Origin of the sequence: Arthrobacter sp. 4R501 (genome assembly GCF_002929755.1) — a bacterium.
Lineage (GTDB): Bacteria > Actinomycetota > Actinomycetes > Actinomycetales > Micrococcaceae > Arthrobacter.
The window spans coordinates 10,644-36,005 of sequence record NZ_PJIW01000031.1 but is presented as its reverse complement, the minus strand read 5'-3'; the positions used below and the strand labels follow the sequence as shown (position 1 = coordinate 36,005).

At 66.7% G+C, this 25,362-nt stretch carries 18 protein-coding genes; 8 read left to right on the top strand and 10 right to left on the bottom strand.

Annotated features, from left to right (window positions below; all coding sequences use genetic code 11):
• Positions 1-125 precede the first annotated feature (125 nt).
• Together CXR02_RS21145 and CXR02_RS21140 are read right to left on the bottom strand one after the other, a co-directional pair.
• Positions 126-3,638, bottom strand: coding sequence for a bifunctional proline dehydrogenase/L-glutamate gamma-semialdehyde dehydrogenase (locus CXR02_RS21145; protein ID WP_104063780.1), 3,513 nt, complete (start codon positions 3,636-3,638; stop codon positions 126-128).
• A gap of 205 nt (positions 3,639-3,843) precedes the next feature.
• Complete coding sequence (locus tag CXR02_RS21140) at positions 3,844-5,307, bottom strand: amino acid permease (RefSeq protein ID WP_104063779.1); 1,464 nt, start codon at positions 5,305-5,307, stop codon at positions 3,844-3,846.
• A 153-nt stretch (positions 5,308-5,460) separates the two neighbouring features.
• On the opposite strand from CXR02_RS21140, the gene CXR02_RS21135 reads away from it, so the two are divergent.
• The 3 genes from CXR02_RS21135 (at position 5,461) to CXR02_RS21125 (ending at position 7,897) form a co-directional block, all read left to right on the top strand.
• Positions 5,461-6,387, top strand: a complete 927-nt coding sequence (locus tag CXR02_RS21135; protein ID WP_104063778.1) for a LysR substrate-binding domain-containing protein — start codon at positions 5,461-5,463, stop codon at positions 6,385-6,387.
• 106 nt (positions 6,388-6,493) lie between these two features.
• Positions 6,494-6,919, top strand: a complete 426-nt coding sequence (gene panD / locus CXR02_RS21130) for an aspartate 1-decarboxylase (protein ID WP_181037322.1) — start codon at positions 6,494-6,496, stop codon at positions 6,917-6,919.
• 51 nt (positions 6,920-6,970) lie between these two features.
• A complete protein-coding gene (locus tag CXR02_RS21125) occupies positions 6,971-7,897 on the top strand; it encodes an AEC family transporter (RefSeq protein ID WP_104063776.1) in 927 nt (308 codons plus the stop codon).
• Between the two features lie 61 nt (positions 7,898-7,958).
• Here the strand turns inward: CXR02_RS21125 and CXR02_RS21120 are convergent, their stop codons facing one another.
• The 8 genes from CXR02_RS21120 to CXR02_RS21085 form a co-directional block, all read right to left on the bottom strand.
• On the bottom strand, positions 7,959-10,598 hold the full coding sequence (locus tag CXR02_RS21120) for a trehalase-like domain-containing protein (protein WP_104063775.1): 2,640 nt from the start codon (positions 10,596-10,598) through the stop codon (positions 7,959-7,961).
• A 295-nt stretch (positions 10,599-10,893) separates the two neighbouring features.
• Positions 10,894-13,002, bottom strand: coding sequence for a hypothetical protein (locus CXR02_RS21115; protein WP_258061160.1), 2,109 nt, complete (start codon positions 13,000-13,002; stop codon positions 10,894-10,896).
• A gap of 2 nt (positions 13,003-13,004) precedes the next feature.
• Positions 13,005-14,090, bottom strand: a complete 1,086-nt coding sequence (locus tag CXR02_RS21110; protein WP_104063773.1) for a glycosidase — start codon at positions 14,088-14,090, stop codon at positions 13,005-13,007.
• Between the two features lie 3 nt (positions 14,091-14,093).
• A complete protein-coding gene (locus CXR02_RS21105; RefSeq protein ID WP_258061161.1) occupies positions 14,094-14,849 on the bottom strand; it encodes a carbohydrate ABC transporter permease in 756 nt (251 codons plus the stop codon).
• Positions 14,850-15,027: 178 nt separating this feature from the next.
• On the bottom strand, positions 15,028-15,993 hold the full coding sequence (locus tag CXR02_RS21100; RefSeq protein ID WP_104063771.1) for a carbohydrate ABC transporter permease: 966 nt from the start codon (positions 15,991-15,993) through the stop codon (positions 15,028-15,030).
• A 12-nt stretch (positions 15,994-16,005) separates the two neighbouring features.
• Positions 16,006-17,307, bottom strand: coding sequence for an extracellular solute-binding protein (locus CXR02_RS21095; RefSeq protein WP_104063770.1), 1,302 nt, complete (start codon positions 17,305-17,307; stop codon positions 16,006-16,008).
• A 35-nt stretch (positions 17,308-17,342) separates the two neighbouring features.
• Positions 17,343-18,419 (bottom strand): LacI family DNA-binding transcriptional regulator, encoded by a 1,077-nt coding sequence (locus CXR02_RS21090; RefSeq protein ID WP_104063769.1) that lies wholly within the window; start codon positions 18,417-18,419, stop codon positions 17,343-17,345.
• Between the two features lie 145 nt (positions 18,420-18,564).
• Positions 18,565-19,554 carry an LLM class flavin-dependent oxidoreductase gene (locus tag CXR02_RS21085; RefSeq protein WP_104063768.1) on the bottom strand — a complete coding sequence of 330 codons (990 nt, stop codon included), beginning with the start codon at positions 19,552-19,554 and terminating at the stop codon, positions 18,565-18,567.
• Positions 19,555-19,828: 274 nt separating this feature from the next.
• On the opposite strand from CXR02_RS21085, the gene CXR02_RS21080 reads away from it, so the two are divergent.
• From CXR02_RS21080 to CXR02_RS21060, 5 genes are all read left to right on the top strand, one after another.
• Positions 19,829-20,803 carry an ABC transporter substrate-binding protein gene (locus CXR02_RS21080; protein WP_104063782.1) on the top strand — a complete coding sequence of 325 codons (975 nt, stop codon included), beginning with the start codon at positions 19,829-19,831 and terminating at the stop codon, positions 20,801-20,803.
• 24 nt (positions 20,804-20,827) lie between these two features.
• Positions 20,828-21,268, top strand: coding sequence for a GNAT family N-acetyltransferase (locus CXR02_RS21075; protein ID WP_258061159.1), 441 nt, complete (start codon positions 20,828-20,830; stop codon positions 21,266-21,268).
• Positions 21,269-21,403: 135 nt separating this feature from the next.
• On the top strand, positions 21,404-22,000 hold the full coding sequence (locus tag CXR02_RS21070) for a TetR/AcrR family transcriptional regulator (RefSeq protein ID WP_104063767.1): 597 nt from the start codon (positions 21,404-21,406) through the stop codon (positions 21,998-22,000).
• A 144-nt stretch (positions 22,001-22,144) separates the two neighbouring features.
• On the top strand, positions 22,145-23,659 hold the full coding sequence (locus CXR02_RS21065) for an aldehyde dehydrogenase family protein (protein ID WP_104063766.1): 1,515 nt from the start codon (positions 22,145-22,147) through the stop codon (positions 23,657-23,659).
• Positions 23,660-25,303: a GMC family oxidoreductase gene (locus tag CXR02_RS21060; RefSeq protein ID WP_104063765.1), complete on the top strand. Its 1,644-nt coding sequence runs from the start codon at positions 23,660-23,662 to the stop codon at positions 25,301-25,303.
• Positions 25,304-25,362 lie beyond the last annotated feature (59 nt).

Here is a 25,362-nt window from a genome sequence, read left to right as displayed (position 1 = left end):
TACTCCAGCCGAGCGTCTACGTGATTTACTACTAACCACCTAACCAACAGGTGTTGCAACGATCCCCAGAATCCAAGCACGATGGCGGCCACCGGGCCTTTCGTTTTGTTGGGCTCCGGCCCGCCCTAGATCAGCTCATCGGAGAGGTGGTTCGGGGTGCCGAAGCGGTGGGCCGTGATGCTGATGGCCTGCTCGTGCAGGAACGGCAGCAGCTCTACCCGTCCGGCTTCGGTGACCGCGTGGGCGTAGATCGCCAGGTCAGGGCGCCCGTCCGTGGCCTCCGCGAGGGCGGTGGCGTCGCCGCCGATCAGGCGGATTCGCGCGCCGGACAGTTTGCCCGCCGCGGCGAGGCGTGCCGCGGCGAGGCGTGCCGCCGAAGCCAGCCAGCCGGCGTCGGACTCCACAGTGACCGTGATGTCCAGCCCAGTGAGCACGGCGCGCAGCTGGGCGGGAAGTTCGACGGCGGTGGACACCGTCAATGCCGAGCCGGCCAGGATACCGGCCGCCACGGTCCGCACGAGGTGGGCCAGCGGGGCACCTTCGGAGAGCCGCACGGTGACCGGCAGCGCACGGTAGCGGAAAATGTTCCGTTCCGCACTCAGGCCAGAAACGTCCTTGGCGGTGCCGAACTCGTCGGCCCAGGCCAGGGCATCGGACCCGAGGGAGCGCTGCAGCGACTCAATCTCAGCCGGCTGCAGTTCGCCTGCGGCGGCGTTCAGGATGCGGCTGACACCCGCGTTGGTGACGGCTCGCGTGGCTGAGGCGTCCGCGCTGACCCAGTCGCCGAGGCCGGCGAGGTAGTTGGGTCCGCCGGCTTTGGTTCCGGCGCCGACGGCGGATTTCTTCCAGCCGCCGAAGGGCTGGCGCTGCACGATGGCGCCGGTGATGCCGCGGTTCACATAGAGGTTCCCGGCCTGGATGGAGTCCAGCCAGGTGCCGAGCTCGTCCGGGTTCAGGGAGTGCAGGCCGGCGGTGAGGCCGTACTCGACCTGGTTCTGGATGGCGATGGCCTCTTCGAGCGTGTCAGCGGTCATGACGCCGAGGACCGGTCCGAAGAATTCGGTGAGGTGGAAGTATGATCCGCGGCGGACGCCGTAGCGCACGCCGGGGCTCCACAGGCGGCCGGTTTCGTCGAGCTTCTTCGGTTCCACGGCCCAGGTTTCGCCTTCGCCCAGGGTGGTGAGGGCGTTCAGGAGCTTGCCGTTGGCGGGCTCGATGATGGGGCCCATCTGGCTGGTGGGGTCCTCCGGGTAGCCCACTTTCAGGGACGTGACGGCGTCGACGAGCTGGTTGTGGAAGCGCCTGGACTTGGCAACGGAGCCCACCAGGATCACCAGTGATGCTGCCGAGCACTTCTGGCCGGCATGGCCGAACGCCGAGTACGCCACGTCCTTGGCCGCCAGGTCCAGGTCAGCGCTGGGGGTAACGATGATGGCGTTCTTGCCGCTGGTTTCGGCCAGCAGCGGCAGGTCCTTGCGGAAGGAGCGGAAGAGTTCCGCGGTCTCGTAGCCGCCGGTCAGGATCACGCGGTCCACCGACGGGTGGGAGATCAGTTGCTGGCCGAGTTCACGCTCGCCGAGCTGGACCATGGTCAGCACGTCCTTCGGGACGCCGGCTTCCCAAAGGGCTTCGATCATCACGGCACCGCTGCGGCGGGCCTGCTTCGCGGGTTTGATCACGACGGCGGAGCCGGCGGCGAGTGCCGCGAGGGTGGACCCTGCCGGGATGGCCACCGGGAAGTTCCACGGCGGGGTCACCACGGTGAGTTTGGCCGGGACGAACGTGGCGCCGTCGACCTTTTCCAGCTTGCGGGCGGACTCGGCGTAGTAGTGCGCGAAGTCCACGGCTTCGCTGACCTCGGGATCGCCTTGGTCGATGGTCTTTCCGGTTTCGCTGGCCATGACCTCCAGGAGGTCCGCGCGGCGGGCTTCGAGGACATCGCCGGCGCGGTGCAGGATCTCGGCGCGCTCGTCGCCGGACAGGGCGCCCCAGGCCTTGCCCTTCTCGACGGCGGTGGCGATGACGGTGTTGAGGGTATCCGCGTCACTGATGGTGGCGGCGTCGACGGCGGCGTTGCCCAGCGTGGAGGACGGGACGCGGTCCAGGATGGCCCGCCCCCAGGTGCGGTTGGCGGGCAGCGACGGGTCGGTGTCCGGGGTGTTCGCGAACGTGTCACGCGGCAGGGGCTGCGGCGGGAGGCTGCGGTTCTGCTGCCGGTTGGCCGGGGGGACCTCGTCGTCGAGCGTGTCCAGGGAGGCGAGGAAGCGCTGTTTCTCGCGCTCGAACAGCACTTCGTTTTCACTGAGCTCAAACACGGCGGACATGAAGTTGTCCTGGCTGGCGCCCTCTTCGAGACGTCGGATCAGGTAGGCGATGGCGACATCGAACTCGGCCGGGTGCACCACAGGCGTGTACAGCAGCAGCGAACCGACGTCCTTCTTGACCGCTTCAGCCTGGCCTTGCGCCATGCCCAGCAGCATCTCGAATTCGATGCCGGACTCCACGCCGCGCTGCTTCGCGAGCAACCAGGCGAAGGCGATGTCGAAGAGGTTGTGGCCGGCCACGCCGATCCGGACGTTGTTGATCCGGTCCGGGTGCAGCGAGTAGTTGATGACGCGCTTGTAGTTGGTGTCCGAGTCCTGCTTGGTGTGCCAGGTGGCCAGCGGCCAGTCGTGCAGCGAGGACTCCACGTGTTCCATGGGCAGGTTGGCGCCCTTGACCACGCGGACCTTGATGGCGGCGCCGCCGTTGGCGCGGCGCTCGGCAGCCCAGTCCTGCAGGCGGATCATGGCGGCGAGTGCATCCGGGAGGTAGGCCTGCAGCACAATGCCGGCCTCGAGGTTCTTGAACTCGGGCTTGTCCAGGATCCGGGTGAAGACCGCGATGGTCATGTCCAGGTCCTTGTATTCCTCCATGTCCAGGTTGATGAACTTGGCGTTCTTCCCGGCGCCCGCGCCTGACGCAGCGCCCGCGAAGGAGGCAGCTTTGGTGAACAGCGGCGTGAGCTTCTCGACGACGTGCTCCACGGCCTCGTCGAACGCCCACGCGGAGTGCGGGGCCACGGTGGAGGAAACCTTGATGGAGACGTAGTCCACGTCCGGGCGGGCCAGGAGTGTGTGGGTTCCCGCGAGCCGTCGGGAAGCCTCGTGCTCGCCCAGGACGGCCTCGCCGAGGAGGTTCACGTTGAGCTTGATGCCGTCCTTGCGGATCTTGGCGATGGCCGGGCCCAGCTTGGCGTCGGTGGCGTCGACGATCAGGTGGCCCACCATTTCGCGGAGCACGCGGCGGGCGATCGGGATGACCACCTGCGGCAGGACCGGGGCCATGGTGCCGCCGAGGCGGACGGCGCTGCGCATGTACCAGGGCAGGAACGCCGGGACCTTGGGCGCCAGGGCGGCGAGGTTGCGGGCAGCGACGTGGAGGTCTTCGGGGCGGACCACGCCGTCCACGAAGCCAACGGTGAAGTCCAGGCCGTTCGGGTCCTTCAGCACACCGGCGAGCTGTTCGGCCGAGGCATCAACGGGAACTTTCGAAGCCTCGGTCAGCCAGCGGCGCACCAGGGTAATGGTGTCCGCCGCGAGGGCACGGGCCTGCGGGACGTCTGTCTGTCCGGCGGCTTCCGTTGCAGTGTGGGTCATGATTTGCTCGTTCTTTCCTTGGTCTGGAAGGGGTCTCATTCATCAGTATGAGCTTGCAATCACATAAGATAAAGCGATGTTTTCTAAGCAATACACGTTAGAAAAACCAATGCTTTAATTTGCCCTTAAACACACGTTGCCCTATCACTTTTGGTCCCTAAACCGCAGGAATGGGGACCAGAAGTGATAGGGCAAACATGGGGGGTCAGCCGATGGGGCGGTGCATCTCCACAATCTCCTCGTGGCGCGGGCTGTCCGGGTTCATCAGGGAGTTCTTCTTGCCATAGAAGAAGTAAATGGCCAGGCCGATGACCAGCCAGACGCCGAACCGCGCCCAGGTCTCCCAGTGCAGCTGGAACATCAGGAAAGCCGAGGCCAGCACACCGAAGGCGGGGATGACCGGCATCAAGGGCAGGCGGAAGGTGCGCGGGGCGTCCGGCTTTTTGTAGCGGAAGACGATCACCGAGAAACAGACGACGACGAACGCGGCCAGGATGCCGATGTTGGTCAGGTCGGCGACGGCCTTGATGGGGAACACTCCGGCCAGCAGCGCAGAGGCGACGCCGGCAATCCAGGTCACACGCTGCGGCGTGCCGTGGCGGTCGGTCTTGGCAAACCAGCCGGGCAGCAGTCCGTCGCGGCTCATGGAGAACCAGACACGGGTGACGCCCAGGAGGAAGGTCAGCATCACGGTCAGGATGGAGAGGACGGCGAACACCGAAATGATGGTGGCAATGACGGGCAGGCCCACACCGGTGAAGGCAGAGGCGAATCCGGCCTTGGGGTCGATGTCCTTGTAGTTCTGCATGCCGGTCAGGACGAGAGTGGCTGCGACATACAGCAGCATGGCGATGATCAGGGACAGGACAATGGCCTTGGGCATGTGTTTCTTGCCGTCCTGGGCCTCTTCGGCCGCGGTGCTCATGGCGTCGTAGCCGAACACGGCGAAGAACACTGTTGCCGATCCCGCCAGGACCGGGCCGAACCCGCTGGGCATAAACGGGTTGTAGTTGTTGGTGTCGATGTAGAAGACGCCGAGCCCGATGATGAAGAGAATCAGGACAACCTTGATGGCGACGGCCACGAGTTCAAACCGCCCGAATGCCTTGGTTCCGCGGGACAGGATCCAGGTCACCAGAAGGCAGACCAGGATGGCGGGAATGTTGACGATGCCGCCCTTGCCCTCATCTGCCGTCGAGGTCATCCAGACAGGCAGATGGACGCCGACACCGGATAGGAACGCCTCAAGGTAACCGGAGATGCCAATGGCCACAACGGCCACGATCGCTATGTATTCCAGCAGCAGGTCCCAGCCGATGAACCAGCCGATCACCTCGCCCAGCGCAACATAGCCGTAGGTGTAGGCCGAACCGGCGCGGGGGATCATTCCGGCGAATTCCGCGTACGACAGCGCTGCCGCAGCAGACGCCAGGCCAGCAATAAGGAAGGAGATCAGCACCGCGGGCCCCACACCCGGGTTATCTTCACTGCCCGCCGCCACAAGGCCCGCGAGGGAGAAGATCCCGACGCCGATGATGCCGCCGACGCCGATGGCCGTGAGCTGCCACAGCCCCAGGGACTTGAACAGACCGCTGTGCTTGTTCTCTTCTTCGATGTCGTCGAGCGGTTTGCGCCGCATGATCGACTGGGTCATATCTTTGGGACTCATCAGGAACTCCTGCGTGGGATGCGGCCCCGTCACGGCGCCCCGGAAGGGGCTGTGACGGGGGTAACTCAGGTACACCAGTATGCAAGCGCAATTGCGTTAGATAAAGTGACTACTTCTAACCAATATCCATTAGATTCATCAAGGAATGTGGCCATGCTCGATGTCCGTCGCCTGCGGCTTCTCCGCGAACTGAAGATCCGGGGCACGCTGGCGGAGGTGGCGGAGGCACTGCAGTACAGCCCGTCGTCGGTCTCCCAGCAGCTGGCCCTGCTGGAAAAGGAAGTGGGCGTGGAGCTGCTCCGGAAAACGGGGCGCCGCGTGCAGCTGACGCCCCAAGCCGAGGTCCTGGTGGCCCATACCGCCCAGCTGCTCGAAACCCTGGAGCAGGCGGAGGCGGACCTGGCTGCGTCGCTGACCACTGTCACGGGAACGGTCCGGATTGCGGTGTTCCAGTCCGCGGCCCTGGCCCTGATGCCCGACACGCTCTCGCGGATGACGGCGGAGTACCCGGAGGTCCGGATCGAAATGATCCAGCGCGAACCCGAAACAGCCCTTCATGAGACCTGGGCACGCGATTTTGACCTGGTCATCGCCGAGCAATATCCGGGCCACGCCGCCCCGCGGTACCCGGAGCTGGACCGCATCAAGCTGACCACTGACGCGATCCGGCTGGCCGTTCCGCCGGCGGATTCCAGCCGGGCGCCCATCACGTCGCTGGAGGATACTGCCGCGCTGCCCTGGGTTATGGAGCCCCGCGGCGCAGCCTCCCGGCACTGGGCGGAGCAGGCCTGCCGGAGTGCAGGATTCGAGCCCGATGTGCGCTTCGAAACAGCGGACCTGCAGGCGCAAATCAGGCTGATTGAGTCCGGGAATGCCGTGGGGCTGATGCCGGACCTGGTCTGGACAGGGCGGGGCACCACCGCCCGGCTGCTGGATCTGCCGGGGCACCCGCGCAGGACCGTGTTCACCTCGGTGCGCCGCTCCAGCGCGCAGCGGCCGGCCATCCTCGCCGCCCGCGAGACGCTGGCAGCCACCGCCATCTCAGTAGCAAGGACGGACGACGGCGGCGCATCCGGTTAGGTGCCGGATCGCCCGGTCACGTGCGGGTAGGCGGGGAAACAGCTTCCGCCGCCATGTTCAGTGCGTCACAGCGCGATCCGGGCGCCAACGCTAGACTGGGCGGGTTATGAATCGCACAATGTTCAAGTCCAAAATCCACCGGGCCACCGTCACGCATGCCGACCTGCACTACGTAGGATCGGTCACCGTTGACCTGGACCTGCTGGATGCTGCCGACATCCTTCCCGGCGAGCTCGTGGCCATCGTGGACGTGACCAACGGTGCGCGCCTGGAGACCTATACCATCGCCGGCGAGCGCGGCTCCGGCGTCATTGGCATTAACGGGGCAGCAGCCCACCTGATGCACGAGAACGACATTGTCATCCTGATCACTTATGCCCAGATGACCACGGAAGAGGCCCATGCCTACACCCCGAAGGTCATCCATGTGGATAAGGACAACAAGATTGTCCAGATCGGAAACGACCCCGCCGAGTGCCACACGCCGGGCCTGATGCGTCCGCCCTTCGCCCTGAACAACGCCGCCCTGTAGCCGGAGCGTGAGTCCGGGCAGACACCGCCGCCGCAGCCTCGGAGGCTTTTCGTGGTAGGCGTGCTGCAGGGCTTCTTTGTTGTCTGGTTCATCATCATGGTGGGCTGGTTCGTCGGCCGCCAACGGATCCTGGGCGACAACGCCCGCCAGGTCCTCAGTGGCCTGACCTTCTTTGTGGCCAGCCCTGCACTCCTCTTCGAGACCCTCAGCAAGGCGCAGCTGCGGGAAGTCTTCGCGGAACCGTTGCTGGTCACGGCTGTGTCCGCCGTCTGCACCGCCCTTATCTTCTTCAGCATCGTCAAGTTCGTCCTCAAGCGCGCTTTGCCGGAAGCACTGATGTCCTCGATGGCCGCGTCCCTGGCCAACTCCGCGAACCTCGGTATTCCCATCGCGGTGTATGTCCTGGGCGACGCCAGTTACGTGGCACCACTGCTGATCTTCCAGCTGGCGTTCTTCACGCCGATTTTCCTGATGATCCTGGACGCCAGCACCAGCTCACACCGCACCACGCCCTGGGGATTCATTCTTATGATCCTGCGGAACCCGATGATCGTTGGCTCGGGCCTGGGCCTGCTGGTGGCGGGGACCGGTTGGGAGGTTCCGCCGCTGCTCCTGGAGCCGATCCACCTCATTGGCGGCGCCGCGATTCCGGCCATGCTGATCGCCTTCGGCATGAGCCTGAACGGCGGCCGGCCATTGCAGGCCGCCGCCGGCCGGCGCGTGGACACCCTCCTGGCCAGTGCCTTCAAACTGGTGGTCCAGCCGGCCATCGCCTACGTTTTTGCCCGCTTTGCCGTAGGGCTCGACGGCCCGGCCCTGTTCGCGGCCGTCGTAGTGGCGTCTCTCCCAACCGCGCAGAACGTTTTTGTTGCCGCCAGCCGCTACCAGACCGGCCTCACCGTGGCCAAGGACACCGTCCTGATCACCACGGTGGTGGCGGTACCCGCCATGATCGGCGTCGCGCTGCTGCTGAACTGACCAGCGCGAACGAGCAGTTGGGGCCCTCCCAACAGGGCCCCAAGTGTACGTTCGCGCCGGGTTATGTCCTTTTGGCCTCCGGCTTGTGCCGGTCCAGGATCCGGGCGCAGCGGATGAACCCCAGGTGCGAGTAGGCCTGCGGGTGGTTCCCCAGGTGCGTCTCCGTGCTGGGATCGTATTCTTCGGGCAGCAGGCCCGTGGGGCCGAAGAGGTTCACCAGCTGGTCGAACAGGTCCCAGGCCTCCTCGATCCTGCCCACCGCAACGTACGCCTCAATCAGCCAGGTGGTGCAGATGTGGAAGCCGCCCTCCAAACCCGGCAGGCCGTCGTCGTACCTGTACCGGAACACGGTGGGGCCCACCCGCAGTTCCCTTTCCACGGCGGTGACGGTGTCCAGGAACCGGTGGTCAGTGACATCCAGCAGGCCGGAGAGCCCGATGTGGAGGACGGCTGCATCCAGGTCCGGGCTGTCGTAGGCCACCGTGTAGGACGCGGCCGAGTCATCCCAGCCTTCGCGCAGGACTTCCTCCCGGATGGTCCGGGCCGTTGGTTCCCATGACGGATCCGGCGTTCTGCCGTGCCGGGCGGCGGTCCGGAGGGCGCGGTCCAGCGTCACCCAGCACATCACTTTGGTGTAGACGTGGTGCCGCGGCGGACGCCGGGCTTCCCAGATGCCGTGGTCGGGCTCATGCCACCGGGCCAGGACGGCGGCCGCCATCTGCACCAAAAGGTCCCAGTGGTCATCCTCGAGGCCACCGTTCCGCAAGCTCACGCCGTGGATCAGTTCAGCCACCGGTCCGAAGACATCCAGCTGGACCTGGTGGTCCGCGGCGTTGCCGATCCGGACCGGCCGGGACCCCGCATACCCGGGCAGGCTGTCGATGACGGCCTCCGTGGACAGCGGCGCCCCCGTCACCGAGTACAGGGGATGCAGCCATTCCGGGCCCGGCGCATGCTCAAGGATCCGGCCCAGCCAGCTGAGGAACCCGGCCGCCTCCGCCGTGGAGCCCAGGTCCACCAGCGCGTTCACCGTCATGGAGCCGTCCCGCAGCCAGCAGTAGCGGTAATCCCAGTTCCGTGTGCCGCCGATTCCTTCGGGCAGCGACGTGGTGGGCGCGGCCAGCACGGCACCCGTGGGCTCGTGCACGAGGGCGCGGAGGACCAGCGCTGAGCGGCGGACCAGCGATGGCTTCACCGAGGGCAGTTCCAGTTCCTGCACCCAGCGCCGGGAGTGGAGCGCCACGCCCGCCCGCCGGTCCGTCTCCCCGCGGGGGTCCGCCAGCGCCGGCTCGGTGTCGCCGCAGCGCAGGTTGAGGACCACCGGCCCGTCCTGGAGGTTGACCGAAGCGGTGGCTGTGGCGTGGAGGCCATCCGAGGTGATGGTGAAGCTGACGCCCGGGGCAAAAAGGATGATGGGATCGGAGGTTCCCACCACATGGAGTTCGTCGCCGCGGGCCTCCATGCTGAACGGCGCGTTGGCGTAGTCCGGCCGGGGTGCGAAGACGATCTTGGCGCCGCCGGTGCCAGAGAGCACCCGGACCAGGCTGGTGATCCCATCCGGGGCCGGCTCCAGGTAGTCCGTGACGGTCACGTCCGCCCAGCGCGTCTCCACGATCATGGTGCTGTCCACGTAGCGCTGGCCCAGGACCTGCGAGGACTTGGCCGGCTCAACGGAGAAGTGCCCGGCGGCGTCGCCGCCCAGGATGTGGGCGAACAGCGACCCTGAATCCGGGAGCGGGTGGCTCATCCAGCAGACCTTGGCATCCGGCGTGAGCAAAGCGGTGGAGGATCCGTTGCCGATCATCGTGTGGCGCTCGAGCCCCACTGCGTCCTCGCCGAAAAGCCAGGCCCGCCGCAGCTCGAACAGGAGGGCCAGGACGCGGGCGAAGGATTCCGGGTCCCGCAGCCGGTGGGACGCCCTGGTCTTCCCCGGGCCAACTCGCAACCCCAGGTCCGGGCCGCGGAGCGTGGCGATGGCCAGTTCGTCGCTGTGGGCGTCACCTGCGTACAGCGCAGCACTCGCGCCCAGCCGGGACCGGAGATTTTCCAGGGCGTCCGCCTTGGCCGGTTCCGTTACCGAGAGGTCCAGTACCGAACCGTCCACGATGAAGAACAGCCCATGGGCCCTGGCGATCTCCCGGGCCGTTTCCGTCACCACCTGCACCACCGCCGGGGAGGCCGGCCGGGTGTGCACCGACACGGCCACCGGCTTCCGCTCGATCCAGATGCCCTCCTGGAAACCCACGGCCTCAGTCAGCGCCGTGCCTACCTTGTGGAGCGTGGCTTCGGTGGCGAGGTCCTGGACGTGGGCGAAGGCCATGTCCGACTCCGCGCCATGCGATCCGATGAGATGCACCTCCGCGGGCAGCCGGGACACTGCGGCGAGGTCACGCAGCGAGCGCCCAGAGATGACGGCGGCATGGGTGTTGGGCAGGGCGGCCAGGGCGCGGAGCGCGATCGCGGCGCTCCCCAGGGGAAGGGTCTCGGTGGAGATTCCCTCGGCGTCGCACAGTGTTCCGCCGTAGTTGCAGGCCACCAGCAGCCCGGGGACACGGGCGAGAACCTTCAGTTCGGCCAGGAGGGTGGGCGTGAACCCTTCGTCCGCCAGGTCCGACTGGATGAACGTCCGCAGCAGGCCCAGCGGCAGCGATCTGGTCAGCAGGGCGGAATCCGCCACGCTCTGGTTCAACGGCATAGCCATGCATGCACTCCTTCAGCAGAGCCTGGCCAGGAAGGCCGGAGGGGCCGTATCCCATGTTTCCGGCGGGCGGTTTCGCCTGAATGTCCCGGCCATTGCCACCGTGTAAAGTCCGACGGCGGGACCCGCCTTCCGCCGCTGGCGTCGCGTCACGTCGTGTGACGCAGGGCAGGCTTTAACGCCCGACGACGGCGCCCCACCGCGCGAATCCGCGGCAGGGCGCCGTCGTGCCTTCCAAAAGGCTGCCGTGCGTGACGCCGGCCCGTTGGAAGTGAATCTCGGCCGGCAGCGCCAAACCTCAGCCGGCGGTCAGCGTCACCAGGGTGAAGCCGCCCGGGGCCACCGTGACGCGTCCGGACGTGGTGCCGGCGCTGCCGTTGGAGCCCTTGACGGGCTGGCCGGCGGAGTCGTACTGGCGCTGGACCAGCACAAACCCTTCCGGCACGCCCACCTGCTGCACCGTGGTGGACTTGGCCGCGCTGACGTACAGCGTGGAGTCGCCGCCGGAACCGGAGACGGACACCGTGGAGATCAGCGGCTGGACCAGGAGTGCGTCCAGTGCCGCCTGGCCGTCGGTGCTGGCGGTGACCGAGGTCAGGCCGGCAGCGAGGGCGCGCCGCAGGGTGAACGGGATGAGGATGCCGGGGGCATCGGTGATGCCCTGCGCCCCTGCCCCGCCGTTGGCCGTGGTGCCGAGCAGGCCCTTGGCCGAGGTCCAGGTGGTGGTGCCCGAGGGCGCAATTGCCTGGTTCACGATGGGGAAGACATTGCTGGGCTGGTCCGCTGCCGGCAGCGGGATGGAAAGACTGCCGCCGGAGTTCAGGTCGACATATGCCCCGCCGGAGATATTCGCTTCGCCGGTCCAGGACGACGGCGGCCGCACCACGGTGCCGCTGCCTGTGATGGTGCCGGCCTCGGCTTCCACCACGCTGAGTCCGTTGGTCCCCTCGGTCACGCTGATCCCCAAGGCTTTGGCCCGGAGGTCCGGGTCGGCGTCGAGGGCCAGCATGGTGAGCAGGGCGTGGATGGTGGATTCGGCGCCGGAGTTGGGGTTGATCCGGCCGTCCGTTTCTATCCCGTCGATGGCCGTGCCGGTGGCCGGGTTGTAGGCGGGGGCGCCGTTGGGGTTGGCGCCGAAGAACCAGCCCGCGGCGATGGCGGCCACGTCCAGGAGGCCCGGGGCATCGGCGGCTTCCGCCGTCGCCACCAGGCTTTGGACGCGCGAGTCCACGCCGTAGGCGATCTGCGCCTCGCCGGGAGCGGGGCTCCAGGCGTTGTCCGGACCGCCCGCCGCGAGCAGCTGCGGCGTGAACTGCGCGGTGTCCTTCACGGCTGCCGTCAGCAGGTCTGGCCGGTCCAGAACAGTGGATGCGGTGGCAACAGCGGCCGGAGCCATGCCGCCCCACGCATGCCAGAGGCTCTGCGACTTGTTCCACGGCATGATCGCGCCGAACGGCCATTGCGTGGCCGAGCCGGAAGACATCGCGGCCACACCCTCGCTCAGCCGGGACAGCGCCGTGGTGGCCACGGCATCGGACGGAACGGTCTCCACGTACGCGGCCAGGCCCAGCACGGCCTCCGCGGAGGCATCCGCGCCGCCGGCAATGAGCCAGGCCGGGACCTGGACGCCGTCGGCGGTGTCGAACGTTCCGTACTTGGCGAGGGACTGGCGGTTCAGGGCACCCAGTGACAGGTGCAGCCGGTCCTGCAGGAACGCGGCGAACTCCGGATCGGACTCCGCAAACCCTGCGAAACCTTCGCCCAGGGCCCACACCGTGCGGGCCAACCAGTAGGACTCCGCGGAGTCGGACGGATCCGGCAGTTCCACGGGAATGGCGCTGGGGTTCAGGCTGCCGTCCGCCTGCTGCCAGAGGACGACGTTGCCGGTGTTCGGGCCGTCCACCGTCTGCAGGTACGTAAGCGTACGAAGGTTCTGGAAGGCGTGCTCCTTGCTCGCCAGGTCCCCGGTCTGCTTCCAGTGCCGCAGGTACACCACGGCGGTGCGGGCAATATCGTCCGCGTTGTAGGCACCTTGGGTCCAGTCACCCGTGGCCGGATCCAGGTCCCCGCCGCCCACGCGGTCATAGCTGCCGTCGTCGTTCTTGTCGGCGTAGGTCCACGGCGCTTCGGCCTCGGGGTCCTGCTCCAGCTGGTAGGTGGTGTGCCCGGCCACCGGAGCCAGCGGAACCGTGTCCAGCAGGAAGTCCAGGTGGTCCAGGTTGGTCAGGCTCCCGCCGTCGGCCAATGCGGGTTCCAGGACGGGTGCCGCCGTTGCAGTGTGCGCACTGGCGGACGACGGCGGCGCGGCAGGGGCCGCCGTGACGGCACCTGTCTGCAGCGAAACAGCCAGCAGGGAAACGGCCACCGCCGTCACCACCGGCCGTGTGGCCTTCGGTGAAGGCTGCACCCTCAGACCCGGTCCAGTTTGGCCACGCCGATTTTGGAGTCGGCCATCCCATAGAACACAAACAGCTGGTCGCCGATTTTTTCGATCGCGGTGGGGAACACCACGTTCGGCACGATCCCGGAGATCTCGTCCTCGGTTTCCGGCGCCAGCAACGGCTTGTCGCTGCGGGCGATGACCTTGGAGGGGTCATCCGCGGACAGGATCATGGCCGCGGCGGTGTAGTTGACGTTCTGCTGCTGCTCGAAGGCGGAGGCGGCCATCTTTCCGGCCACGCCGTGGTGGATCAGGAGCCAGCCTTCGTCCACGCGGATGGGGGGCGGGCCGCCGCCGATCTTCAGTTCCTCGAAGGGGAACTCGCTGAGGGCCACCAGCCGGTGCTTGCCCATGTGCACCAGGTTGCGGAGGTCGCGTTCGACGTCGGCCACGGCCACGTAGGAAATCCAGATGCCGGGGCGGTTGTCCGTGACGCCGGCGGGCAGGTGCTCGCCTTCGCCGGGACGGATCCAGCCCAGGTCCCACATGGGGCGGTGCAGCATGGCGTAGGAGGGCACGCCGTCGGGGTCGTTCACCGGCTCCGGGAAGAACACCGCATCCTTGTTGGGAAAGAGGTTTAGGTCCATGGAGAGATCGGCCTGGTACTCGAAGAAGCAGGGGCCAAGGCGTTCCCAGTTCCGGAGGTCCTCGGAGTGGGCGAAAGCGAGGCGGGGACCCAGCGGGCCGTAGGCCACGTAGGTCATGAGGTGCTTGCCAAGGGCGGGCACCCAGGTGGTGCGCGGATCCTCGGTGCCGGCATTGTTCATGCCGCGTTCCCAGCCCTCGTCCGGGGCCAGGACCACACCCTCGCGTTCCACGCCGGAGGGCACGCCGTCGTCGTTGATGACCACCTTGGCAAGGCCAACGCGGGACACGTTGCCCGTGGCCACCAGCCGGGGCAGCAGATACAGCTCGCCGTCCGGGCCGCGGCCGCTGGCGGGATTGAGGACGCCCTCGGCTTCGAAGTCATTGCCGGGCTCTGGGGTCATGATGACGCCGGCGCGGGTGAGGGTGAACGGGACAGTGGGGAGTGCAGAAGTGTGGGGGGAAGTCATTGATTAGCCCTTTACGCTGGAACCGATATTGGTGGAAATGAACTGGCGCTGGAAGAAAATGAACAGCGCGACGGCGGGCGCCGCCAGGACGCAGGCACCGGCAAGGATGGCACCGAACGGGTTGCCGGCCTGGCCGGCGATGTTGGAGATGAAGTTGGCCAGGGACACGGCCAGGGGTTGCAGGGACTGCTCCTTCGTGACCAGGAACGGCCACAGGAACTCGTTCCACGGGCCGATGAAGGTCAGCAGCACGGCGGTGACGATGGCAGGACGGACCAGCGGGATGGCGATCTGCCACAGGATCCGAAGCTCCGAGGCGCCGTCGATCCGGGCCGCCTCAAACAGCGTTGAGGGCAGCTGGAGGAAGTACTGGCGGAACACAAACACCGCCGTGGAGTTGATGGCGAACGGCAGGATCATGCCCAGGAAGCTGTCCGCCAGGCCGTAGTCGCGCACGATCATGACGTAGAGCGGGATGAGCAGCAGCTGGAACGGGATCATCTGCACCAGCAGCATCATGCCGAACACCACGCCGCGGCCACGGAACTTCATCTGCGCCAGGGCGTAGCCCACCAGCAGCCCGAAAACCACCGTGAAGAGGATGACACCGCCGGTGAAGATGCCGGAGTTGAGCAGGCCGCGGAACAGGTTGATGGACTCGTTGATCTGCACATAGTTGGCCCCGGTGATGTTGGCCGGATTGGGGAACGCGCCGAAAATCGAGGTGTCCGGGGCGGTCTGCAGCGAACCGATGAGCATGTAGTAGAACGGGAAGAGGAACACGAAGGCGCCCACGCCCAGCAGGATGAAGCTGCCCACACCCAGGTTGCGGCGCTTTTCGACGCCCGAGTCGGGACGCAGGACGGGTTCCGCTTGCTCGGGGAGCCGGCTCGCGTCGTCGTCGTTCTTGGCGTTTTGTGCGTTGGTGACGGACATGTCAGTCCTCCTTCCCGCCCACGAGGCGTTTCTGGATCAGGGCGATCAGCAGGACGCCGATCACCAGCACCACGCCCAGCGCGGCCGCGACGTCGGGGTTGCCCTGCAGGAGTCCCCGCTGGTACATGATGAACACCGGGGAGGCCGAGGCCCCGTCCGGCCCGCCGCCGCCGGTCAGCAGGTACGGCTCGGTGAAGAGGTTCGCGCCGGTGATGGTGGCCAGCAGCGTGACCAGGACGCTGGCGGGCCGGACGCCGGGAACGGTGATGTTCCAGAACTGGACCCACTTGTTGCCGCCGTCCACGGACGCTGATTCATAGAGCTCATCGGGGATGTTCTGCAGCGCCGCGAGGTAGAGCAGGATGAAGAATCCCAGCTGTTTCCACGTCACGTACAGGGCCACGGTGGGCATGGCCAGCCACGAATTCACCAGCCAGGAAGGGGCTGGGGCCAGGGGCCCCAGCAGTGTGTTGATCAGCCCGTTTCCCTGGAACAGGAAAAGCCAGACACCCACGACGGCGACGCTCGCCGTCACGTATGGGACGTAGTAGCTGAGGCGGAAGAAGGTCTTGAGCCGGGTCACGCGGTTCAGGGCGTTTGCCAGCAGCAGGGACAGGCCCACCGTGAGCGGGACGTTGATGATGAGGAAGACGCCGATGTTCAGGAAGGAGCGCTGGACGGCGGGGTCTGACAGGACGGTGATGTAGTTTTCGAACCCTACAAACGGCCGGTCCACCTTGACCCGCGGTGCTGTGAAGAAGAAATCGTGGAAGGAAATGTAGACGGCGTAGCCGAGCGGAAACGCCAGGACGGCCAGCACGTAGATGACGTAGGGGGCGCTGAACAGCAGGCCCAGCGGCTGGGGGCCCAGGAAGTTCTTACGCTTCCTGGGCACCAGCCGCCGGTCCGCCGTTCCACCAGCCGGTTTCCCCGTGACAGGGTTCCCACTAGAAGAGCGGAGTGACATTGGGGGTCACCGCTACTTCTGGGCTACCAGTTGGTTGATCTTGTCCGCCGCGGCCTTGAACGAGGTATCGATGCTTTCGTTCCCGAAGATCACGGCCTTCGCGTAGGCGGTGCGGAAGGTCTGCCACACTTCAACCGAGTTGGAGACGTTGGGGACCTCCACGGTCCGCGCAGCCTGATCGGCAAACTGCGTGTAGGCCGGGTTCTTGGCGAAGTAGTCCGCGTAGACCGTGGGAAGGTCCTTGCGCATGGGCATCTGGCCGGTGTCGGTCAGCAGCTTGCCGTCCTGCTCCTCGCTGGTGGCGAACTTCATGACCTCCCAGGCGGTGCCCTGGTTCTCGCAGGCCGAGTACATGGCCACGTTCTTGGCGTCGGAGAAGGTTGAGGCATCAGCCTTAGCCGCGGCAGCGGGGACCGGGACTGCGCCCCAGTTCACCTTGTCCTTGTAGGCGGCGATGGCCCACGGACCGGCCATGGACATGGCCGCCTTGCCCTCGGCGAATGAATCGCCCTGGTAGACCTCCTTGGAGGCCAGGTTCTCCTTGTAGAGCGTCTCGAACATCGTGGCGACCTGCTTGCCCTCCTCGCTGTCGAACGTGGCCTTGCCGTCCTTCACCAGCGGGGTGCCGTCGGAGTTGGCTGCATAGAAGGAGTAGAAATCGAACCAGGCCTGGAAGAAGTCACTGGCCGGTGAGGGCCACATGGCGTTGGTGGCAGCACCTGAGGACACCAGGGTCCGGGCGGTGTCCAGCAGTTCCTGGTGCGTCCCCAGCTTCGGGTTCTCCGGATCCAGCCCGGCCTTGGCAAACATGTCCTTGTTGTAGAAGAGGACAACGGGATTGGACTTCCACGGCAGCTGGTACATCTTGCCGTCCGCGGACTTGTACTGGTCCGCCAGGTCACCGGTGCGGTCCTTGATGTACTGGAGCCCGTCCGGGAACTCATCCAGGGCCACCAAACCACCCTGCTTCTGGAACTGGGGAACTGCCACAGGCGCGGTGTTGAAGACCAGGCAGGGAGCGTTGCCGGCCGTGATGGCTGCGCCGATGACTTCCTCGGAGCTCTTGCCGGCAGGGATCTCTTGCGCATCGATCTTCTCGTCCGGGTGGGCGGAGTTCCAGGATTCCACCATGGCCTTGCCCCACTTCACCTCGAACTCGTTGTTGGAGTACCAGATCTTGATGGGGCCCTTGGCGGACGTGGCGGAACCGCCATCGCCGCCGCCTCCGCTTCCGCCGCAGGCAGCCAGGCCTGCCCCCATGACGGTCAGGGCGGCCACTGACAATATTCGCGTGGCTTTGGTAAAGCGCTTCATTGCGACTCCTTGATACTGGTCCCGGTGGGGACCTGCTACGGGTTGGTGTGCTTTTTTGCTTGCTCTGGGGATTGCTGGGGGACTGGCTTGGTGGTTGTGGATGGGGCGGGGCCGGTGGAGGCGCGGACCAGCAGGGAAGGTGCCTGCACGTCAGTATCCTCACCGGAGTGGGTGCCGTTGAGCTGGTCCAGGAGGGCCTGCGCGGCAACTCTGCCCCAGCGCATGGGGTCAGTGGAGATGGTGGTGAGCGGTGGGTTGAGGTATTGGGTGAACTCTGCGTTGTCGTAGCCGGTGACTGACAGGTCACCCGGGACGTTCAGGCCCTGAGACTGGGCGAAGGACTGGCCAGACGTCGCCATGAGGTCGTTCGCATAGACAATCGCGGTGGGGCGGTCCGGCCGGCGGAGCAGTTCCGCGGTGGCGGCCACTCCCCCGGCCGCCGTGAAATCAGCCTCCGCGAACAGATCCGCTGCCAGGCCGGCAGCGGCCATGGCCGCCTCCCAGGCCCGGCGGCGGCTGCGGCCGTGGATGTATTCCTGGGCGCCGCCCACGTGGCCGATCCTGACGTGCCCCAGGGCGAGGAGATGTTCGACGGCGGCCGTAATGCCGTCCGTGTCATCCATGGACACCGCGGGGAAGGGGGAGCCCGAATCCGGCCTGTTGAGCGTCACGGCCGGCAGCTTGAGCTCGCGCAGCAGGCCGATCCGGGAATCGTTGTGCCGCACATCGGTCAGGATCACGCCGTCCACGCGGCCGCCGTCGGCCAGTTTGCGGTAGGCCCGCTCTTCGGCGCCGGGGGCGGTGGCAACGCTCAGGACCAGCGTGTAATCGTGCTCGGCGAGGGTGGTCTCGATGCCCGCAATGAACGCCGGGAAGAACGGGTCCGTGCCGAGGAGCTTGGGGTCGCGGGCCACCACCAGGCCCAGCGCGTAGGCCTTCGCGGAGGACAGGCCCTTGGCGCGGAGGCTCGGCTTCCAGCCAAGCTCTTTGGCGACCTGGAGGATCCGGCCCCGGGTGGCGTCGCTGACGCCGGGCTGGTTGTTCAGCGCATAGGAGACAGCACCCTTGCTGACGCCGGCCGCATGGGCGACGTCGCTGATGGTTACTGCCATGATGTGGGACCCTTCAGGTTTTAGGTCCCGTGACTCACGCCACTGAACCGGTTCAGTAGACTCTACTAAACCGGTTCAGTTGAGGGATGTCAAGGGCCCGCCGCCACATTGGTGGGCGCGTCCCAGCTTGCCGGTGGCGCCGGACCTAGACCCGAGCCAGCCCGGCAACCTCCGCCAGCAGCTCCACGGAGCGGATCCTGGCCTCGGTGCCAGTGTTCTGGTGCGCCACGATGAGCTCGTCGGCGTCGGAGTGCCTGGCGAACTCCTCGAGGTAGTCGTTCACAACGTCCGGGGTGCCGATGGCCGAGTACGTCATCATCTGCGAGACGTGCTGGCCCTGCGGGGAGTCCAGGATCATGTCCGCTTCGTCGTCGGTGAACTCGCGCCCGCCGCCAAAGAACAGACCGACGCGGGCGCGCAGCGTGGCCCGGAAAGCCGTCTGGGCTTCGGCTGCGGAATCGGCTGCGATCACGTTGACGCCGGCGATCACGTGCGGGGCATCGAGCTGCGCCGACGGCTTGAATTCGCTGCGGTAGAGCGCCACGGCATCCTGCAGGGCGTTGGGGGCGAAGTGCGAGGCGAAGGCGTACGGCAGGCCCAGCTGGGCGGCGAGACGGGCGCCGAACAGCGACGATCCGAGGATGTACAGCGGGACGTTGGTGCCCTTGCCGGGGGTGGCCTCCACGCCCTGGATTCGCGTGGGACCGGTGAGGTAGCCCTGCAGCTCCAGGACGTCTTGGGGGAAAGTGTCCGCGGACATGGGGTCCCGGCGCAGCGCGCGCATGGTGTTCTGGTCGCTGCCGGGGGCGCGGCCCAGGCCAAGGTCGATCCGGCCCGGGTGCAGCGTTTCCAGGGTGCCGAACTGCTCGGCGATGGTCAGCGGCGAGTGGTTGGGCAGCATAACGCCGCCGGCGCCGAGCCTGATGGTCTTGGTGTGGGCGGCCACGTGGGCGATCAGCACGCTGGTGGCCGACGACGCGATGGCGGACATGTTGTGGTGCTCGGCGTACCAGATCCGCCGGTAGCCCAGCTCCTCCGCCCGCTGCGCCATGGCCACGCTGCCGGCGAAACTCTCCGCCGCCGTCTGGCCTTTGCCGATGGTTGCCAGGTCAAGGATGGAGAGGGGAAGCGTCACGTCGGTGCCGGCCTTTCAATGCGTTGCGTAGGGTGGCCGGCCGGGTCGCGGCGGGCACACTGTGGACAACGACGGCGGCGTCCGGGTTATTTCTGCGGCCCGCGGTGGGGTGGCCCACAGTCTCGTTTGTGACCGCGGCGGTCGCCCGGTGAACTGCCGTTACTCCCGGTATCGCACCGTTTCGCCGGCCTTTGATCCCGCACCAGCGGTCCCGGATAGTTGCTGCCAAGAACACCGTTCCGTTCCGAAAATCAGCAACTTGCAGGGGGAAATCATGGCGAAAATCAAGACAAGGCAGGCTGCCGGTGCAGCAGTCACGCTGCTGGCGCTGGCCGCCTGCTCGGACCCGGGCGCGACGGCGGCGACAGCGCCGTCGTCGGGCTCCACGGCGAGCGCAGCGGGCAAGACGTTCAACCTGGCCCCGGTGCAGAACCGTGTCAAGGTGGCCGTGGACGCGAAAGCTGCCGCCCTGGTCCCCGACGCCATCAAAGCGGACGGCAAACTGACCGTGGTCACCACCGGCGGCACCGCCCCGCTGAGCCTGTTCGCCACCGACAACAAAACGCTCATCGGCAGCGAAGTGGACATCCCTTATGCGGTGGGCGAGATACTGGGGCTGACCGTGGAGGTCCTGCCCGTCACTTGGGCCGACTGGCCGCTGGGCGTTGAATCCGGCAAGTACGAGGCCGTGCTCTCCAACGTCACCGTCACCGAGGCGCGCAAGGAGAAGTTCGACTTCGCCAGCTACCGCAACGACCTCCTGGGCTTCTACGCGAAGACCGATTCCACCATCGGCGACATCAAGGCAGCCAAGGACGTTGCCGGCAAGCGCATCATCGTCGGCTCGGGCACCAACCAGGAAGCGATCCTGGTGCGCTGGGACGAAGAGAACAAGGCCAAGGGCCTCGCACCGGTTGAGTTCCAGTATTACGACGACGACTCCGCCTCCACGCTGGCACTCCAGTCCGGCCGTGCGGACCTGACGTTCGGCCCGAACGCCGGGGCGGCATACAAGGCTGCGAAGGACGGCAAGACCAAGGAAGTGGGCACGCTCAACGGCGGCTGGCCGCTGACCGCCGAAATCGCCTTCACCACACAGAAAGGCAACGGGCTGGCCGTCGCCGCCCAGGCTGCCCTCAACCAGCTGATCGGGAATGGCAGCTACGCCGAGATCCTGGACCGCTGGGGCCTGTCATCGGAGGCCATCAAGTCCTCCGAGCTGAACCCGCCAGGCCTGCCCAAGAAGTAGGCCCGCCTGTGGGTTAATGGTCCGGTGACTGCCGACTTCTCTCTCCGCCCCAGCCTCGATACTGACGGCCCGTGGATCGCCGAGCTCCGCGCCGTCGTGATGCGTCCGGACCTTGAGCGGCTGGGCCGCTTTGACCCGGTCCGCGTCCGCGAGCGCTTCCTCAACGGGTTCCAGCCGGAGCACACCTTCGTGGTCGAGGTGGCTGGGCAGAATGCGGGCGTGATCGCTGTCCGCCCGGAGCCCGACGCGCAGTGGATCGAACACTTTTACCTGGGCCCGGAGCATCAGGGAAAGGGCCTCGGCGGCGCCGCGCTCCGGCAGGCCATGGACGCGTCCCAGGACCACCGGCCCTTCCGCCTGAACGTCCTCCAGGGAAGTGCCGCCCGGCGGCTGTATGAGCGCCACGGCTTTGAGGTGGAATCGGAGGACGCTGTGGACGTTTTTATGGCGGCGCCGGTCCCTTAAACATCGGTTCCTCCCACCGGCCCCCTCGCCTCGCAAGCTCGGCCCCGGAACCCATCCGGGGCGAGGTGGTTGACGATGCCGGTCCGCCTGTTCCGGAAAGTGCACTCCTGGCGGGTTTGGCAATAGTCTGGCCAGATGGGGACAAATACCGTGAATTCCGGCGAACAGATCGACAGGCAGTCCCGCATTCTCGAAGCGGCACTGGAATTGCTGTCCCGGCACGGTATTTCAGGCGTGAGCATGCGCGCCGTGGCTCGCGAAGCCGGCGTCGCACTGGGCCTGGTGAATTACTACTACGACGACAAGACGAGCCTGATCCGGGCGGCCCTGCACCGGGTGGACGAGCACGACCTCCAGCTGGTGGCCCAAGACTCATCGCTGGCCCCGGACGAACAGCTGCGCAAGGCCCTGCGGCGGGTTGCGGGAGCGGAATTGCTGACCACACGGTATCTGTCCCTGCGCCTGCATCTTTGGGCCCTCGCGCAGGCCGACGAAGGCTACGCCGAGATCAATGCTGCTGCCTTCGACCGGTATCTAGACGGGGTCGCCGCACTCGTGTCCAACGCCAAAACCGAGCTCTCCTGGGAGGAATGCCGGGAACGGGCGGCCGACATTGTCGTTATCCAAAACGGCATGTGGCTGACGTCCCTTCTTGGCGTGGACAACGCCTCCATCCAGCGCAGCATCGCCCGCACGGAGGAAATCGCCTTCGCCCCGGCCCCGGAACGGTAACAGCCCGCCAACAATTAGCCAGGGCGCCGGGCTTCAGGAGCAATAGAAACAGACGCCGTCAGGCGGAAACGTCTCGTCTGCAACATTGAACGTTTGTTCAAATTATCATTGAACACTTGTTCAAAGTGCATTACTCTCCTTCGTATGACTTACGCCACACCAGACCATGAGACGGCATCCACCCTTTTCATCAACGGCTTGTGGGAACCAGCCGCCTCCGGCGCTGTGCGCCACATCCGCAACCCCGCCGACGGCGAGCTGACCGCCACAGTGTCCGAGGCTGGCCGGGAAGATGCCGAGCGTGCCATCGCTGCGGCCCGGGCGGCCTTCGACTCCGGAGCCTGGGCTTCGGTTCCGGCACCCGAGCGCGGCACTTTCCTGCTTAAGGTCGCCGCGGAACTGCGCGAACGCCGGGAAAAGTTTGCTCGCGCCGAGTCACTGGACACCGGGAAGCGGATAGCCGAAAGCCACATCGACATGGACGACATCGCCGCCTGCTTCGAATATTTCGGACGGCTGGCCGGGCAGCAGGCGGGCCGTGTGGTCGACGCCGGGGACCCCGCCGTCGTCAGCAAGATCATTTATGAGCCCGTGGGTGTCTGCGGCCTGATCACGCCGTGGAACTACCCCCTACTCCAGGCAGCCTGGAAGATCGCACCCGCTCTGGCCGCCGGCTGCACCTTCGTTCTTAAGCCGTCCGAGCTGACGCCGTCCACCGCCATCCTGGTCATGCAGCTGCTGCAGGACCTCGGCCTGCCGGACGGCGTCGCCAACCTCGTGACCGGACCCGGTGCGGAGGCGGGGGCACCGCTCTCCGAACACCCCGCCGTCGACCTCGTCTCCTTCACGGGCGGGCTGGAAACCGGCAAGCGCATCGCCGCGGCCGCCGCCGGCACCGTGAAAAAGGTGGCGCTGGAACTGGGTGGCAAGAATCCCAACGTGGTGTTTGCCGACGCGGACTTCGACGCCGCCGTCGACAATGCCCTGAACGGGGCCTTCGTCCACTCAGGGCAGGTCTGCTCCGCCGGGGCGCGGCTGGTGGTGGAGGAATCAATCGCCGAGCGCTTCGTCGATGAGCTGGTCCGCCGTGCGCGGGAAATCCGTCTCGGAGGGCCGTTCGACGACGACGCCGAAACCGGGCCACTGATCTCCGCGGGCCACCGGGAGAAGGTCCACGCCTACGTCCAGCGCGGCGTCCAGGAGGGGGCGCGGCTGCGGTGCGGCGGCGCCGCCCCTGAAGGGCAGCAGTACGACGCCGGTTTCTACTACCAGCCCACAGTCCTGGACCGCGTGCAGCGGGGGATGTCCGTGGTCATCGACGAGGCGTTCGGCCCGGTGGTGACGGTGGAAACGTTCCGCACAGAGGACGAAGCGGTAGCGACGGCCAACGACACCATCTACGGGCTGGCCGGCGCGGTCTGGACCCAGGACGCCGGCAAGGCGCAGCGCGTGGCTTACCGGCTGCGGCACGGGACGGTCTGGATCAACGACTACCACCCCTACCTGCCCCAGGCCGAGTGGGGAGGCTTCGGGCAGTCCGGCGTGGGCCGCGAGCTGGGCCCCACCGGCCTGGCCGAATACCAGGAAGCCAAGCACATCTACCAGAACACCAGCCCCCAGGTGACCGGCTGGTTCGCCGACCACGGGAAGGAGAACTAGATGCACTTCGACAACATCGACAACCTCACTGAGCGCGGGTTCGACTACATCGTTATCGGCGGCGGATCCGCGGGGGCCGCAGCGGCCGCGCGGCTGAGCGAGGATCCGGAGGTGTCCGTTGCCTTGGTGGAGGCCGGCCCGGATGACCGGAACCTTCCCGAGATCCTGCAGCTGGACCGCTGGATGGAACTGCTGGAATCCGGCTACGACTGGGACTACCCGGTGGAACCGCAGGAGAACGGCAACTCCTTCATGCGGCACGCCCGGGCGAAGGTCATGGGCGGCTGCTCCAGCCACAACTCCTGCATCGCGTTCTGGGCCCCGAGCGAAGACCTGGACGAGTGGGAATCCAAGTACGGCGCCACCGGCTGGACCGCTAAAACCGCCTGGCCGCTCTACCAGCGGCTGGAGACCAACGAGGACGCCGGCCCGGACGCGCCGCACCACGGTGACTCAGGCCCCGTGCACCTGATGAACGTGCCTCCAGTGGACCCCGCCGGCGTCGCGCTCCTGGACGCCTGCGAACAGGCCGGCATCCCCCGGGCAAAATTCAACACCGGAAGCACGGTGGTCAACGGCGCAAACTTCTTCCAGATCAACCGCCGCGCGGACGGCACCCGGTCCTCCAGCTCGGTCTCCTACATCCACCCCATCATGGAGCGCGAAAACTTCACCCTGCTGACCGGCCTCCGCGCCCGCCAGCTGGTGTTCGACGCGGATAAGCGCTGCACAGGCGTGGACGTGGTGGACTCGGCGTTCGGCCGGACCCACCGGCTCTCCGCCCGCCGTGAGATCATCCTGTCCACCGGCGCCATCGACTCGCCCAAGCTGCTCATGCTCTCCGGCATCGGCCCGGCAGCCCACCTCGCCCAGCACGGCATCGAGGTCCTGGTGGACTCCCCCGGCGTGGGCGAGCACCTGCAGGACCACCCTGAGGGCGTGGTGCAGTTCGAGGCCAGGCAGCCGATGGTCCAGACCTCCACCCAGTGGTGGGAAATCGGCATCTTCACCCCCACCGAGGAGGGCCTGGACCGCCCGGACCTGATGATGCACTACGGTTCCGTCCCGTTCGACATGAACACGCTGCGGCACGGCTACCCCACCACGGAGAACGGCTTCAGCCTCACCCCGAATGTCACGCACGCCCGCTCCCGCGGCAGCGTCCGGCTGCGCAGCCGCGACTTCCGCGACAAGCCCATGGTGGACCCGCGCTACTTCACGGACCCGGACGGCCACGACATGCGGGTCATGGTGGCCGGTATCCGCAAGGCCCGCGAGATCGCCGCCCAGCCGGCCATGGCCGAATGGACCGGCCGGGAACTCTCGCCCGGCGTCGAGGCCCAGACGGACGAGGAACTTCGGGACTACATCCGCAAGACCCACAACACCGTGTATCACCCCGTCGGCACCGTCCGCATGGGCGCGGCCGACGACGACATGTCGCCGCTCGATCCCGAGCTGCGGGTCAAGGGCGTCACCGGCCTCCGCGTCGCCGACGCGTCCGTCATGCCTGAGCACGTCACCGTCAACCCGAACATCACCGTCATGATGATCGGCGAGCGCTGTGCGGACCTTATCCGTGCCAGCCGGTCCGGCGAAACCATGACCTCGGAAGAAATGGAGCTCATCGCGTCCCTCGCCTAAGCGGCAAGGTCCCGGCGGCAGGGCATCGACCTTTCATACGCCACGGCCGGCCGGTCATC

Coding starts and splice junctions, on each gene's coding strand:
- CXR02_RS21100 (WP_104063771.1), bottom strand. CDS start 15,993: ATGTCACTCCGCTCTTCTAGTGGGAACCCTGTCACGGGGAAACCGGCT.
- CXR02_RS21120 (WP_104063775.1), bottom strand. CDS start 10,598: ATGGCTATGCCGTTGAACCAGAGCGTGGCGGATTCCGCCCTGCTGACC.
- CXR02_RS21080 (WP_104063782.1), top strand. CDS start 19,829: ATGGCGAAAATCAAGACAAGGCAGGCTGCCGGTGCAGCAGTCACGCTG.
- CXR02_RS21095 (WP_104063770.1), bottom strand. CDS start 17,307: ATGAAGCGCTTTACCAAAGCCACGCGAATATTGTCAGTGGCCGCCCTG.
- CXR02_RS21070 (WP_104063767.1), top strand. CDS start 21,404: ATGGGGACAAATACCGTGAATTCCGGCGAACAGATCGACAGGCAGTCC.
- CXR02_RS21060 (WP_104063765.1), top strand. CDS start 23,660: ATGCACTTCGACAACATCGACAACCTCACTGAGCGCGGGTTCGACTAC.
- CXR02_RS21090 (WP_104063769.1), bottom strand. CDS start 18,419: ATGGCAGTAACCATCAGCGACGTCGCCCATGCGGCCGGCGTCAGCAAG.
- CXR02_RS21110 (WP_104063773.1), bottom strand. CDS start 14,090: ATGACTTCCCCCCACACTTCTGCACTCCCCACTGTCCCGTTCACCCTC.
- panD (WP_181037322.1), top strand. CDS start 6,494: ATGAATCGCACAATGTTCAAGTCCAAAATCCACCGGGCCACCGTCACG.
- CXR02_RS21065 (WP_104063766.1), top strand. CDS start 22,145: ATGACTTACGCCACACCAGACCATGAGACGGCATCCACCCTTTTCATC.
- CXR02_RS21105 (WP_258061161.1), bottom strand. CDS start 14,849: ATGCTCATCGGTTCGCTGCAGACCGCCCCGGACACCTCGATTTTCGGC.
- CXR02_RS21135 (WP_104063778.1), top strand. CDS start 5,461: ATGCTCGATGTCCGTCGCCTGCGGCTTCTCCGCGAACTGAAGATCCGG.
- CXR02_RS21145 (WP_104063780.1), bottom strand. CDS start 3,638: ATGACCCACACTGCAACGGAAGCCGCCGGACAGACAGACGTCCCGCAG.
- CXR02_RS21140 (WP_104063779.1), bottom strand. CDS start 5,307: ATGAGTCCCAAAGATATGACCCAGTCGATCATGCGGCGCAAACCGCTC.